General features: G+C 52.2%; 13 protein-coding genes and 2 pseudogenes. 1 reads left to right on the top strand and 14 read right to left on the bottom strand.

The window, feature by feature from the left end; all coding sequences use genetic code 11:
• Nucleotides 1-200 precede the first annotated feature (200 nt).
• The 10 genes and pseudogenes from ACQKDS_RS12800 to ACQKDS_RS12755 all read right to left on the bottom strand — a co-directional run bounded on the left by ACQKDS_RS12800 (nt 201) and on the right by ACQKDS_RS12755 (nt 10063).
• Nucleotides 201-1997 carry a hypothetical protein gene (locus ACQKDS_RS12800; RefSeq protein WP_399670958.1) on the bottom strand — a complete coding sequence of 599 codons (1797 nt, stop codon included), beginning with the start codon at nt 1995-1997 and terminating at the stop codon, nt 201-203.
• 2 nt (nt 1998-1999) lie between these two features.
• Nucleotides 2000-2548, bottom strand: a complete 549-nt coding sequence (locus tag ACQKDS_RS12795; protein WP_399670955.1) for a DUF3304 domain-containing protein — start codon at nt 2546-2548, stop codon at nt 2000-2002.
• Between the two features lie 81 nt (nt 2549-2629).
• Nucleotides 2630-3178 carry a hypothetical protein gene (locus tag ACQKDS_RS12790; protein WP_399670952.1) on the bottom strand — a complete coding sequence of 183 codons (549 nt, stop codon included), beginning with the start codon at nt 3176-3178 and terminating at the stop codon, nt 2630-2632.
• A gap of 81 nt (nt 3179-3259) precedes the next feature.
• Nucleotides 3260-3805 carry a DUF3304 domain-containing protein gene (locus tag ACQKDS_RS12785; RefSeq protein WP_399670949.1) on the bottom strand — a complete coding sequence of 182 codons (546 nt, stop codon included), beginning with the start codon at nt 3803-3805 and terminating at the stop codon, nt 3260-3262.
• Nucleotides 3806-4215: 410 nt separating this feature from the next.
• Nucleotides 4216-4386: pseudogene (locus ACQKDS_RS12780) on the bottom strand (primase-like DNA-binding domain-containing protein); the annotation flags it as partial.
• A gap of 366 nt (nt 4387-4752) precedes the next feature.
• On the bottom strand, nt 4753-5859 hold the full coding sequence (asd, locus tag ACQKDS_RS12775; protein ID WP_399670946.1) for an aspartate-semialdehyde dehydrogenase: 1107 nt from the start codon (nt 5857-5859) through the stop codon (nt 4753-4755).
• A gap of 311 nt (nt 5860-6170) precedes the next feature.
• Nucleotides 6171-7508 (bottom strand): gluconate transporter, encoded by a 1338-nt coding sequence (gntU, locus tag ACQKDS_RS12770; protein ID WP_399670943.1) that lies wholly within the window; start codon nt 7506-7508, stop codon nt 6171-6173.
• Nucleotides 7509-7510: 2 nt separating this feature from the next.
• The gene (gene gntK / locus ACQKDS_RS12765) at nt 7511-8041 is read right to left on the bottom strand and encodes a gluconokinase (protein ID WP_399670941.1); all 531 of its coding nucleotides are present in this window, start codon (nt 8039-8041) and stop codon (nt 7511-7513) included.
• 194 nt (nt 8042-8235) lie between these two features.
• Nucleotides 8236-9231 (bottom strand): gluconate operon transcriptional repressor GntR, encoded by a 996-nt coding sequence (gntR, locus tag ACQKDS_RS12760; protein WP_399670939.1) that lies wholly within the window; start codon nt 9229-9231, stop codon nt 8236-8238.
• 136 nt (nt 9232-9367) lie between these two features.
• Nucleotides 9368-10063 (bottom strand): pirin family protein, encoded by a 696-nt coding sequence (locus ACQKDS_RS12755; RefSeq protein ID WP_399670937.1) that lies wholly within the window; start codon nt 10061-10063, stop codon nt 9368-9370.
• 379 nt (nt 10064-10442) lie between these two features.
• Here ACQKDS_RS12755 and ACQKDS_RS12750 point away from each other — a divergent pair, with 379 nt between their 5' ends.
• Nucleotides 10443-10940 carry a GNAT family N-acetyltransferase gene (locus ACQKDS_RS12750; protein WP_399671178.1) on the top strand — a complete coding sequence of 166 codons (498 nt, stop codon included), beginning with the start codon at nt 10443-10445 and terminating at the stop codon, nt 10938-10940.
• Nucleotides 10941-11122: 182 nt separating this feature from the next.
• Here ACQKDS_RS12750 and iolE read toward each other — a convergent pair whose 3' ends face one another.
• The 4 genes and pseudogenes from iolE to ACQKDS_RS12730 all read right to left on the bottom strand — a co-directional run bounded on the left by iolE (nt 11123) and on the right by ACQKDS_RS12730 (nt 13917).
• Complete coding sequence (iolE, locus tag ACQKDS_RS12745; protein ID WP_399670934.1) at nt 11123-12019, bottom strand: myo-inosose-2 dehydratase; 897 nt, start codon at nt 12017-12019, stop codon at nt 11123-11125.
• 127 nt (nt 12020-12146) lie between these two features.
• Nucleotides 12147-12497: pseudogene (locus ACQKDS_RS12740) on the bottom strand (sugar phosphate isomerase/epimerase); the annotation flags it as partial.
• 30 nt (nt 12498-12527) lie between these two features.
• On the bottom strand, nt 12528-12869 hold the full coding sequence (locus ACQKDS_RS12735) for a hypothetical protein (protein WP_399670931.1): 342 nt from the start codon (nt 12867-12869) through the stop codon (nt 12528-12530).
• 34 nt (nt 12870-12903) lie between these two features.
• Nucleotides 12904-13917: a Gfo/Idh/MocA family protein gene (locus ACQKDS_RS12730; RefSeq protein WP_399670928.1), complete on the bottom strand. Its 1014-nt coding sequence runs from the start codon at nt 13915-13917 to the stop codon at nt 12904-12906.
• Nucleotides 13918-14080 lie beyond the last annotated feature (163 nt).

The following is a 14080-nucleotide window of genomic DNA, read 5'->3' as shown; positions in this document are numbered from 1 at the left end:
GACACGACTACACAGAAAAGACCCTGTGAGCCGTTACGATGGCAGGGTAACAAACGCGATCGTTATGGGGTACATACCAAAGTAGAGTGATTCCTGATTATGTAATCGACTACCCACTTCAGTTTATACAGTGAACAGTTCAACAAACGTTACCGCTTTCACTCGGTTCTCCATGTCGTAGGTGATCCGCATACTTGTGATTATCCCTGCGGCTCCGTCCAGCGCACGGAAAAATACCCGTCATTGATACCTTCAGCACGTTGCACATCATGCACAAACCACGCATAAAGCGCTTCCGGAGCGTTGTACCACATCATCGGCAGAGGTCTGCCATCAAAGCCTGCCGTTCCACATTCGATAAAGTGGTTCGCCCGGGCACAGGCCGGGGCGTGAATATTCTCCACAAACATCCGTGGCGGATTATACAGCTTCCGGGTCAGCAGAAGATTTGCGGCATTCGCGACATCCGACAGCCAGCCCCAGTGTTTTTTCAGGATACGGATCTCATCAGCCACCTCACCCGCCGCCTGTCTGGCCTGTGAGGTAAAGCCCACCAGCCCCGTCGACGCACCGGGCGAGGTCAGAATGCCAGACTGAATACTCTCCAACCGCCGTAGCTCACTCTTGTACTCATAGTGCTGTTTACCTAGCCATTCAAAATAGCTGTCAAGATGCCGGTTCATCGCCCCATAGCTGAGCGATTTATAAGGAACCGTTTTCTGATAGCGGTTCACCCATTGTCCGGCAGACTGGTTTTCCACCCCGTTACTCAGGTCGAAATAAGACCATACCAGCCGGTCAGTCTTATACAACGTGCTGAAATCAGGGAAGGGAACGCTTGCCATCATGGCTTCAACGTACATCTTGCGCAGCGACACCCGGCACAGCTCCGCGCTCGGTTTCTGTACATCCGGCCTCAGCCCGCCCCCGATATCCTCACTGCACCCCGGCATCAGCATCTCCTGATGCTCAAAACCGTCCCGCCCGGTGCGGTACACGCACCGCCAGCGCCGCCGCTCATGGGCTGCCACCAGATGCAGCGATTTCTTGACCGCCTCCGGCAGCGGCGACATATGCTCAAGGTATTTACGCCCGAACAGTGAACCGACCGTTCCCGCCGTTTTCGCGACCGGACCGGGCAGCCAACTAACCGCCGAGGCCGCATAGTCCAGACCGTCATCGCTGCTCCCCGGCGTATCCCGCGAGCAGTCAAACAGCCCGGCAAACACGATATCGACCGGGACGCCGCGAAAGGTGGGTTTATCCCCCGTGTTCCTGTCGCATACCTCACCTAGCAGCACATCAATAAACTGCCGGGCCAGCGTGCCCCCCATGTCAAAACCGAATACCGACACCGAAATCAACCGCACGGGCACATCTCCGCCTTTTACTGCCTCCTCAAATGACCGCTCAAAACGTGTTTTTACGCTGTTAAGGCGCGTATCAGCGCCGGTCACAAAGTTGTAGGCCATAAACTCCGAGTCACGCAGCCACGGCGTCGCCTCAATGCTCACCCGCTTCAGGGCGTTCACTGCCGAGTCCTTCAGCATCCCCAGTCGCCCCTTCGGGGTCAGCAGCGTGTCCTTCATCTCCGTCAGGACATCCTTGCCGCTGGCGCCGCCCAGCGTCGACTGAAAGGCCTCTTTCGCCATATCTGCGGGCTTGTCCTTCAGATCATCCAGCAGCGAGCCCAGGGATTTATCCATCATTTCCTGAATCCGTTCATCCTCCGTTTCATCAAACGGCGTGCCCAGCCCGGATATGTAGTGCGCCTGATATGATTCTGTAGATGTGTTTTTTTCAGGCACTGGATATGCCCGGTACAGCCGGGCTACATTGCTCAGCCGATTCGCCGGGGCGTCCTGCTCGATATTGCGCCCCACGCCGTCAAAGAAAAACCCGATATGCAGTATCCGGGAACAGTTTCCCAGCCGGTAGTCACAGGCCTGCTGCGCCCGGTTTGCTGCCGCGATAATCGCTTCCAAATCCATTTCCATGGTCACTTATCCTCTGTGTGTACTGGTGGCGGAGTATACTTCGGGCTGCGCGGATCATAGGGGGAGAACGCGTTATCGCTCCACCCCAGCAGCACCCGGTCTCCCGGTAAAAAATGAACGTGCAGGTCGTTTTCGCCCCGCTTGCGCTCCGGCAGCGGCATCACCACCCGCCGCCGCTCCGGCCGCATTCCCGCCTCATACTGTGGCCCGGTGACGCTGAGCGTCCAGATCACCTCGGCGGTCTTTCCCTTGATGCTGCCACAGCAGGTGGTTTTTCCATTCTCACCCGAATACTTATTATTCGGGTCAAAAGCCCCTGCATTGCCCCCCGCCACGCCGTTCACACTGAACCCCAGAATAGGCCTATCAATTCGAGTATGAATAATCAGCGTCACACCGCCCGCTGGTGGTACCCAGAACATCACCCACACGACCCAGCCAAACAGAAACACCACCGGCAGCGACAGCACGCCCCAGACCCACACTTTTCGCCGGGCATAAAATAGGTTGATCCCCTGATCTATCTGCTCTAACTTTTTAAACAATCCCATCACTCTTCCCTGTTATCCGTTAATCTCAATCGCAAGCCTGCTGCGCGGCCGCGATAATCGCATCCAAATCCATTTCCATAGTTATTCTCCTTTAAGAAGCGCGGACGGGGTATAGTTCGGGCTGCGCGGATCATAGGGGGAGAACGCGTTATCGCTCCACCCCAGCAGCACCCGGTCTCCCGGTAAAAAGTAAACGTGCAGGTCGTTTTCACCCAGCTTGCGCTCCGGCAGCGGCATCATGATCCGTCGCTGTTCCAGCCGCATTCCTGCGTCGTACTGCGGCCCGGTGACATCCAGCGTCCAGATCACCTCAGCGGTCTTCCCCCTGATACTGCCGCAGCAGGTTGTCGCACCACCACTTTCATTTGTATATTTATTATTCGGATTATGAGCGCTAGCATTTCCCCCAGCGACGCCGTTCACGCTGAACCCCAAAATAGGCCGTTCTATTTTGCTGTGAATAATCAGCGTCACGCCGCCCGCCGGTGGTGCCCAGAACATCACCCACACGACCCAGCCAAACAGAAACACCACCGGCAGCGACAGCACGCCCCAGATCCACGCTTTTCGCCGGGCATAAAATAGGTTGATCCCCTGATCTATCTGCTCTAACTTTTTAAACAATCCCATCACTCTTCCCTGTTATCTGTTAATCTCAATCGCAAGCCTACTGCGCGGCCGCGATAATCGCTTCCAAATCCATTTCCATAGTTATTCTCCTTTAAGAAGCTCTGAGGGGGTATACTTCGGGCTGCGCGGATCATAGGGGGAGAACGCGTTATCGCTCCACCCCAGCAGCACCCGGTCTCCCGGTAAAAAATGAACGTGCAGGTCGTTTTCACCCCGCTTGCGCTCCGGCAGCGGCATCACCACCCGCCGCTGCTCCGGCCGCATTCCCGCCTCATACTGTGGCCCGGTGACGCTGAGCGTCCAGATCACCTCGGCGGTCTTTCCGCTGATACTGCCGCAGCAGGTTGTATTACTACCAATACCAGAAGATGGATTGTTGGGGTTATACACCCCCGTATTTGGCCCGGCCATACCATTCACACTGAACCCCAGAATGGGCCGGTCAATTTTGCTATGAGCGACAAGAGTCACCCCACCCGCCGGTGGTGCCCAGAACATCACCCACACGACCCAGCCAAACAGAAACACCACCGGCAGCGACAGCACGCCCCTGACCCACACTTTTCGCCGGGCATAAAACCGGATGATTAGCGCATCTGTCCGCTCCAGCCGTTCAAAAAAATCCATTATCCATCCCTGTGATTCGTTAACGTACCTTATCCCGTACCATCTTGTGCACCCGCGTAGGCGCTTCCCACGACTGCTCCGCCTGCATTCGGTCGAAATTCAGCGGTATAGTGTCAATGTATTCCACCGAGTAGCCTCTCGCGCTTTGCAAGCGTCCTTTGTTTTACCATTTGTGATCCCTCAGTTAGCTAATTCTGTTTCCAGTACGTTTTCTATTTCGAAATCGTTAATAAGGAGTTCTCGACGAAATACCCTATTCCCAGAGCCTTGAGGCGTGATGATTATTGTGGTTGGGGATCTGAATGGTATTTAGCATACTGATTATTCTTAATTTAAACGCGATACGAATCACCAACATAAAACATGAGCGGTGATTATCCACATAAATGTTATGACTTTGTCGCCTTGATCTTTGCCTTCTTGTACTCCGCCCCGTACTCCTTGGGGAAATCTGAGCCAAACCACATCAGGGTAAGGAGCTTGTCAAATCCGTGAGCGTCCATCTAGGCAAGGTAAGCGTGATACAGATAGAGGCGCGGGGCACACAGGGAAATATTCAGGTTCCCCATCAATATGCCTAACCGCCTTTCGTTCCTCCTCAGCGTTTTTTCGTATTGCGGCCTCCCGTTCCTGCCTCTCTGCGGCCACGTCGTACCCCAAGACAACACCTATCGCAAATACAGTCATTACCATCTGAGCGTCCCTGAAAGAACTCCTTCGCCCTCACCCATGCCCTAATCTGCATGTCTGTCAATTTCGCCACAAAGCCTCCCAATATGCTGTATCCAACCCTCAAATGTACGATCTTGGATACAACATAACGGTGCGCTTTAGTGATGCTTCTTTGAGGCTTCTCGCAACCTGATAAAAACAAAAAAGCCCGCAATCATGCGAGCTTTAAGGGTTTTTACACTTTAGTGATGCCTCTTGCGCCGTAAGTAAATATCCTACAGCAGAATACGCAACATGCGGCGCAGCGGTTCTGCCGCGCCCCATAACAGTTGGTCACCCACCGTAAAGGCCGACATGTATTCTGGCCCCATATTGAGCTTACGCAAGCGGCCGACCGGGGTATTCAGTGTACCGGTGACGGCGGCTGGCGTCAGTTCACGCATGGATAATTCGCGATCGTTCGGAATCACCCGCACCCAATCATTGTGCGTGGCCAGCATGTGTTCAATTTCTGGTAGCGAGACGTCTTTTTTCAGCTTTAAGGTGAACGCCTGGCTGTGGCAGCGCAGTGCACCCACGCGCACGCACAGACCATCAACCGGGATCACGCTTGACGTTGCCAGAATTTTGTTGGTTTCCGCCTGGCCTTTCCACTCTTCGCGGCTCTGGCCGTTATCGAGCTGTTTGTCGATCCACGGAATCAGGCTGCCCGCTAACGGCACGCCAAAGTTATCGGTTGGCAATTTGCCTGAGCGTGTGGCTTCCGTCACTTTGCGCTCAATATCCAGAATGGCGGAGGCCGGATCTTGCAGTTCTTTCGCCACATCGGCATGCAGCATGCCCATCTGGGTCAGTAATTCACGCATATGGCGTGCACCACCGCCAGAGGCCGCCTGATAGGTGGCCACGGAAGCCCACTCCACCAGATCGTTGGCAAACAGGCCGCCTAACGACATCAGCATCAGGCTGACGGTACAGTTACCGCCGACAAAGGTTTTGATGCCGTTGTCCAGCCCCTGCTTGATGACGGCACTGTTAACGGGATCCAGAATGATGACCGCATCATCTTGCATACGCAGCGAGGATGCCGCATCAATCCAGTACCCCTGCCAGCCACTGGCCCGCAGTTTAGGATAAACGTCGTTGGTATAATCACCGCCCTGGCAGGTAATGATGATATCAAGCGCACTCAACGCATCAATATCATAGGCATCTTGCAGCGTACCCTGTTGCTGACCGCCGATAGCGGGCGCGGCAGAACCGTGCTGCGATGTCGAGAAGAATACCGGGCGGATGGCGTCAAAATCGCGCTCTTCTGCCATGCGTTGCATGAGCACCGAGCCGACCATACCGCGCCAACCGACTAAACCAACGTTTTTCATATTAACTGTCCCTGCCTTGGAAGATGACGACAAATTCGTAAATGATGAGCACTCTGCCCACCTTACAAAATGTCGGCGCAGGCGCAAAGTGAATTTAATCGATGGCTGAGTGTTTTTTAGCAGCCCTGCTTATATCTCGGCCAAACGCCAAGTGACAAAGGCATGATGAGATCACGCAGCCCAAGTCGGGAAAGTTTGCGGGCGTGTTATCTATCGGTGAGGGGGAAATGACAATGTGGGTGGGTGCAAGCACACAGCAAAGGGGTAACACTCTGAAAAGCGCAACTGCGCCTTTCAGAGTGATGGGTGACTTACATCAATGCGAAGGCAATCATACCGATCACGGCACCGGTCGTGCCGAGGATGGTTTCCATGACTGACCAGGTTTTTAAGGTTTGTGCTTCTGTCGCACCGGTAAACTTACCAAACAGCCAGAAGCCGGAATCATTCACGTGGCTCAACACGATAGAGCCGCCCGCGATACAAATCGACAACGCTGCCATTTGCGCACCGGAATAACCCAGCTCGCCAATCACTGGCATCACCAAGCCAACCGTGGTCAGGCAGGCAACGGTAGCCGACCCCTGAATCACCCGGACTGCTGCCGATAGCACGAAACACGCGACAGCAATCGGCAAACCAGCACCAATCAATGAGTTACCCAGGGCCGGGCCTACGCCAGAATCCACTAATACCTGTTTGAATACGCCCCCGGCACCGGTCACCAGCAGGATGATGCCAGCCGGTTGAATGGCAGCGGAACACACCTCCATCACCTTCTCTTTGCTCATACCACGGCGAATAGCCAGACCATAAATCGCGACCAGGCAAGCAATCAAAATGGCGGTAAAAGGGTGACCGATGAATTGTAGCCATTGATACAGCGAGCTACCTTCAAGTGTGAAACGCGCGCCAATCGTTTTCATCCCCACCAATACCAGCGGGAACAACACCAATGCCAGACTGAAACCAAACGAAGGCAGTTTGCTCTTATCAATGCTTGGCTCTTCGATATCTTTCGGCAATTCCAGCGTGACATGCTTGCTGATGAAGGAACCGTACAGCGGGCCAGCCAACAGCATGCCAGGGATCGCGGCCACCAGACCGATCAGTATCATCCAACCGAAATCTGCGTTCATTTGTGAAGCCAACAACATCGGCGTTGGCCCCGGAACCAAGAAGGCTGCCGCGGCCGCAACCCCTGCGAACAGCGGAATAACTTGCTTAACCAAGTTGCCGCCGGTACGGCGCGCAACGGCAAAGGCGACACCAATCAGCAACACGATCGCCACATCGAAAAACAGCGGTAGCGCACACACCAATCCGGCGATACCTAACGCATAATGCGCACGCTTCTCACCAAAACCTTTCAATAACTTGACGGCTATCTGATCCAGCGCACCGGTTTCATGCAGGATCTTGCCGAACATGGCTCCCAGCGCGACCACAATCGCCAGAAAACCCAGCGTGCCACCCATGCCTTTCTGCATGGTTTCAGTGATTTGCTCCAGCGACATGCCTGAGAATAAACCGGCCCCCATCGACACCAACATCAAAGCAATAAAAGCGTGCATACGCGCCTTCATTACCAGGAACAGCAATAACAACACCGAGCCAACGGCGGTTAACACCAGCGTTAAAGTATCCATAATTATTCCTGAGCGGTTATTGTGGTTATAAGTTTAATGGTGTCAGCGACCACATCATCTAGCGGTTGGTTGATATCAATCGCGTGGACATCAGCTTCTTCCACGCCCGGCTCTTCCAACGCTTCAAACTGAGAAACCAACATTTGTGGCTTAAAGAAATGCCCTTTACGTTGTTTCAGGCGTTCTTCGATAACGTCCTTTGAACCTTGCAAATAGATGAAATGCAGATTGCCGTTACCGTCACGTAAGCGGTCGCGATAGCGCTTCTTCAGTGCGGAACAGACCAGCAGTGCAACCTCATTCGTGCGCTGCATGGCAAAGATCGCATCGTTTAATGCCGCTAACCACGGTGCGCGATCGTCGTCATTCAGTGCGTGGCCGCCTGCCATTTTATTAATATTTGTGCGGGGGTGGAGATAGTCTCCGTCAAGCATCGCGGCGTTGATTTCATGGGCCACAGCATTGGCTACCGCCGATTTGCCGCTCCCAGAGACACCCATCAAAATAAAAACGTGGTGTTGTGAATTACTCATAATTTATTGCCCTGTTGGCGTCACCAGCATAAATGTTACTGGTAACAAGTTATCGGTAACATTGTCTTTGTAGACGAACTATTAAGCAACAAACAGAGAAAAAGGCATTAAATAAGTGTGAAGGCCATCAAAAAACGCTATGGCCCTTCTTAGAGGAGAATGCCCGGGGGCGATATTTTCGGGCTTAGATCACGTTATAGACTGCCGCCAAGCAAGAGCGAAAAGCCGGTATCAATCATTCGCGGGCTGACGTTTTCCCCGCGTAATTTAGCCAACAGACTTTCAGCTGCCACCTGCCCCATACGGTCGCGCAACGTCAGCACGCTGGCGAGCTTTGGCACCATCACCTGGCCAATATCGTGGCCGTGAAAACCGGCAATACCCATATCTTGCGGAATCGATAATCCTTGGCGCTGGCATTCAAACATCGCCCCTATCGCTAAGTCATCATTGGTACAAAAGATACTGTCTACCTGCGGGTATTTGGCCTGTGCTAAACGCAACAGCTCCCCCCCCGCCGAATACGATGAGGCGCGGTCGGTCATGATGCAGCGAGGCGGCAAACCTGCCTCCTGCATCGCTTGTTCGTAACCTCGCTGTTTGATCAGCGTACGCTCATCCAAACGTGCACCGAGATAAACGACATGTTGATGCCCGTGGGCGATAATTTGCTGCGTCATTTGACGAGCAGCTTCAAAGTTATCGAATCCCACGGCCAAGTCCAAACAGGGTGTCACGCAGTCCATCAGTTCCACCACCGGGATCCCCGCAACCTCGATCATCTTCAGGGTGCGTGGCGTGTGGTTACGCTCAGAAAGGATCAAACCGTCAATATTGAAAGACAGCAAAAATGTTAGCCGCTCTTCTTCACGCTCCGGCAAATAGCCGTAGTGCGCCAACATCGTTTGATAATTATGGGCATCGGTCACGCTTTCAATGCCGCGTAATACCTCGGCAAACACCTGGTTAGTCAGGGAGGGCAGCAACACACCGATGGCGCGACTGGTCGCGTTGGAAAGGATATCCGGTGCTCGGTTAGGGATATACCCCAACTCATCCAGCGCGACAGCTATTTTTTGCTGCAAAGCGGCGGAAACCTGATCCGGATTACGCAAATAGCGGCTCACCGTCATCTTGGTGACGCCTACTTTATCTGCTACATCTTGAAGTACCGGCCGTTTTTTCTTCATTATCAATGAACTGACTAACCGTGAATGGGGGGGCATTTTAGCAAATAAAAAGGCGGGCTGATATTGCTGGTTGCGTGGCTGCAAACAGTAAAAGGGCCCAACGCACGTTGAGCCCTCAATGCGACCACTGTCTTTATCAAACCGGAGGCAGATCGAACAGCAAGATTTCACTGTCTTCGTCGGCACGAATTGACAGCGCAACTTCATCCCACACGGCGAACGCATCACTGGTGCTGGCTGGGTGGCCGTTGATGGTCACGCTACCGCGTACTACCTGTATCCAAACACGGCGTCCAGCCTCGATCGGGCACTCTGCCTTTTCGTCTTTTGCCAATGCCCAACGCGACAGCGTCATGTCTTGGAATACTTTCAACGAACCTTCCCGAGCATCGGGCGACAGCACTAATTGGCGCCCCTGCGGGGCCGCAAACATGCGCTGCTCATAACGCGGTGGCAAACCATTCTTATCGGGGATAATCCAGATTTGATACAGGTGCAACGGCCGATCGTGATTGGCGTTATATTCGGAGTGACGTACCCCAGTACCCGCACTCATGATCTGGAATTCACCGGCCTGAATCTGCTCTTTATTTCCCATACTGTCCTGATGCTCTACGGTACCACTCAGCACGTAGGTCAGTATTTCCATGTCTTTATGTGGATGGGTGCCAAAACCCTGCCCCGCATCGATCACATCTTCATTGATCACCCGCAGTGCGGAGAACCCCATAAAATCGGGATCGTAATAATTAGCGAATGAGAAGGTGTGCCAGCTATCTAACCAGCCATGATTCGCATGACCCCGGTCTGTTGCTTTGCGTACATAAATCATATTCAACTCTCCTCAATGTTTTTTACAGTCTAGTCCTAGGGAAAAAATAAGAAAGCGTAAAAAACTCACCCCTCTGTTCAAAAAATTCGATGAAATTAACAGAGGATCCGCAGAAGAATTGTTGAGCGTAAAGGTGGATGAGATTGAGGCAAAAAAAAAGCCAGCACCCGAGCTGGCTAAGTAACACTGGAAGCAATGTGAGCAATGTCGTGCCTTCAAGTAAGAGTGGCAGAGCTGCTACCCTCCCGAGAACGCATGGCAATAATAATCATTATCATTCGCATCTGTAAAGCGTTTTTTTGACCAATTTGAAATATTATTGACTCGTTACGCTAAACCGATAATTTTAGAGGTTATTTAAATGTTAAAGGTAGAGGGTATGGAGGGAATAAGCATTCGCCACGTCGAAGCGACTGATGCTACGGCACTACAACAATTATACGCGCATCCGGATGTCTATCGCGATACGTTACACCTTCCGCTACAGTCCCAATCGATGTGGCAACAACGTTTGCTGGAATCAAAACCGGGCGTCACCGAGCTAGTCGCCTGTATTGGTGATAACGTCGTCGGCCAGCTCGCCTTGGAACTCAATCAACGCGTGCGTCGTCGCCACGTCGCTACTTTTGGCCTTGGTGTCGATCCGTCTCATCACGGTAAGGGCGTCGGCAGCGCGCTCATGCAGGCTATGATTAATATTTGTGATAATTGGGCAGCTATCCAACGCATTGAACTGACGGTTTTCACTGACAATCAGCACGCGATCGCCTTATATCGCAAATTCGGCTTTGTAATTGAAGGAACCAGCCGACATTTTGCGGTACGCGATGGCAAGTTGGTCGATGCCTACCATATGGCGCGTTTTCACCACGATTAAGAAAAGTTTTGCTAAATATGCAAAGAGTGAGAATTTGGCGGCTGTTCACACACGCGAGCAGCATGTTCATTTTGTCTAGTGCGGTATCATACAGCGCCCTGCACGGATGCGCTGTTTTGTCAGTTGCATGAGGGCATTTTCATATGCCCTCAGTTTATCTCTTGGCCATCGGTGACCGCAGCTTAGATACCTGCTGTGTCTCTGATATAACGACGGGCTTTCACTGCATACTCAAACGGGTTAGCAATAGCCGGGTCCTGCTCGGCCTCTACTACCATCCAGCCTTTATAGCCTCGCTCATCTAGCAGCTTAAACACCGGCCGGAAATCAATGACACCATCGCCAGGCACAGTGAAGCTCCCTTTCTTCACGCCATCAAGAAAACTCAACCGCTTCGCTTTGACTTCCGCCACCACCTCGTCACGCACATCTTTCAAATGAACATGATTAATACGCGACAGGTATTTTTCCAAAATAGCGAGCATTGCCTGTTGGCTGCCTTCGGAATAATAGGCATGTCCAGTATCAAACAGCAGATAGACATCATCGTTTACCATGCTCATGTACCGATCGATTTCTTGAGCCGTCTGAATACCTGTACCCATATGGTGATGCAGACAAACCTGCATGCCTTTCTCTGCGGCAATTTTCGCCAATTGATTATAGCCCTCAGCGACGCGCTGCCACTCTTCATCGCTAAAGTGCGGTTTCTCTTCCAGTACCGCTTTGCTCGTGCCCTGAATACTCTTGCTCTGTTCTGAGCAACCAATAACCTTAGCCCCCATATCATGCAGAAAATTCATGTGGTTAATAAACTCATCGATGGTTTTTTCTTTCTGACCATCGGCAAAGAAAGTGCTGAACCAAGCGTTACAGATCTGGATACCGCGAATATCCAGCATCGGTTTGAGCACGTTGGGATCTCGGGGATACTTACTGCCGACCTCACTGCCGGTAAATCCGGCCAGAGCCATTTCGCTGACGCATTGTTGAAAGGTGTTTTCCTGACCTAACTCCGGCATATCATCATTAGTCCAGCCAATAGGGGCAATAGCCAGCTTCACGTAATCTTTGTTCATATTGAGCCTCGGTTTTATTTTCGATTCTGCGGCAGAGTTCCTCTGCCGATGTCGCCGATAACATTGTTTAAGGTAACAGCAGCTCTTTTTCGATGCGTTCCCGGGTGGCAATCGCCTGGGTTTGCATTTATTCTGGATAACCGAATAAGGACGTACAAATAATGGATTCGCCCCTAACGTTAAAATTGCGCTTAGCAAACGCCAACTCGCGCAATGTCTGGAACAGTGCATCAAAATCCGCTTCAACTTCACCAATACCAACGTGTTGGTGTACCGCCGCCATCGCCCCCCGGCAGATTGACGATGTAACAATGCTGGGTATGTGGTTCATGGTGTCGGCGATCAACACATGAGACAGGTCTTCCCCGGCGTATTTCAGCATGCGCGTGACATCCCCCTGACCTTTGTCGTAATAAAAAGAGTGCGGTACGCTGTACAAGTACTTACCGTGATCGCTACGTAATAATTTCACCATGTCGGCGGCTTCATTACTTAATTCGCAAAAGTCCTACGGGTGGGATTGTATTTCTACACGTATCCTCTCCCGTTCGATTATTGGCAGCAATTCCTCCATCGACTTGTACCACTGCTCTTCACAAACCTCCGGTTCGTTAGGATTACCCGCCAATTTGGTATTGATCACCCGAACGCCCATTTCTACCCCGGTCGCTTTCAACACGTTCTTATACTCTGCCATGATGTCGTGGCCTGCTTTCGGATGCTTATAGAAAGGGTTGTTCTGCGGATGCGGGGACGGCTCAACATATTGATAACCGCAGTCAGCCGCCTGCTGCACCATTCGGGTAAGGCCTAAATCCTTTGTGACATCAACGTCAAAAGCGATCTTCATGGTTGCCCTCATTCATCGAGTGCGGGAATGAAATTTAGCAATGATAAAACGACGGACGCGATGGTAGCGTTACCGGTACAATCTCACCGCTAAGCTGCGCGGCAACGCAAGCATCGGCGGTGACAGCGGCAGCATAGCCGTCCCAAGCAGACGGCCCCTGCAGTTGGCCGGCCAACACATCATTGATAAAGCCCTGCAGCTCCACGTCATAGGCATCAATGAAACGCGTTTTCCAGTCCATTAGGATCTCGTTTGTCAATTTGGCACTGCTGCGCATCTGTACGGACGAAGGCTCCGGCAATTTAGCAATCCCGGTTTCACCCACTACTTCGCACTGAATGTCATAACCATATTGGCAGTTCACAAAGATCTCGACGTCAATGCGTGTCCCCTTGGCGGTTTCAAACAAAACAATCTGCGGATCTTTCAGGTGAGCAAACGCTTTAGCGGTTTTACGTGGGAATATCACCTGCACTGAAACGTAGTCGTCGTCCAGTAACCAACGCAACACATCTATTTCATGGATCAAGGTATCTGTTATCGCCATATCGGTGGTGTAGGCCTCACCGACCGTTGGATTACGGTGGGCGCAATGTAGCATCAGCGGCTCACCGATCTGACCGCTGGTCAGTACCTGCTTTAATGCACGATAGCCCTGATCGTAAGGGCGCATAAAACCGACCTGCACCAGTCGTTTACCGTGCTTCGCTTCTGCTTCAACGATGTTTTTGCACCCCTGCGCCGTCACCGCCAAGGGTTTTTCACAAAATACCGGCTTGCCCGCGTCAATCGCCGACAACACGAACTCTTCATGGCTCGGCCCCCATGACGTCACTAAAACTGCCTGTACGTCAGTGGCATTAATCAGATCGTGACCATTTTCATAGACTTGTGCAGCTAACTGCAGTTCTTTAACAATGCCCGCCGCACTGTCGCGATGAATATCGCTAACGGCAACCACGCGCGCGCCTTGTAACACGTTGCTACAACGACGAATGTGATCGCGGCCAATCGCGCCGGTACCAATAACCCCAATGTTTAATGTCATTTCCGTTATCCTCAAATATACCCTATATACTTCGAGCAACGTCTTGGGTCTTGGCCTGCTCGCTACCGCTGTGAACAAGGTTTACTTCTGCCTTGGCAGATTTATCTGCGCTTATCATCTTGTTCCTCGGAATCCGATCGGTAACCACATTGATGAACTCGAA

The sequence above is a fragment of the Serratia sp. NPDC078593 genome (assembly GCF_050268245.1).
Taxonomy (GTDB): Bacteria; Pseudomonadota; Gammaproteobacteria; order Enterobacterales; family Enterobacteriaceae; genus JBNNGK01.
This window is presented reverse-complemented; position numbering and strand designations above follow the sequence as displayed.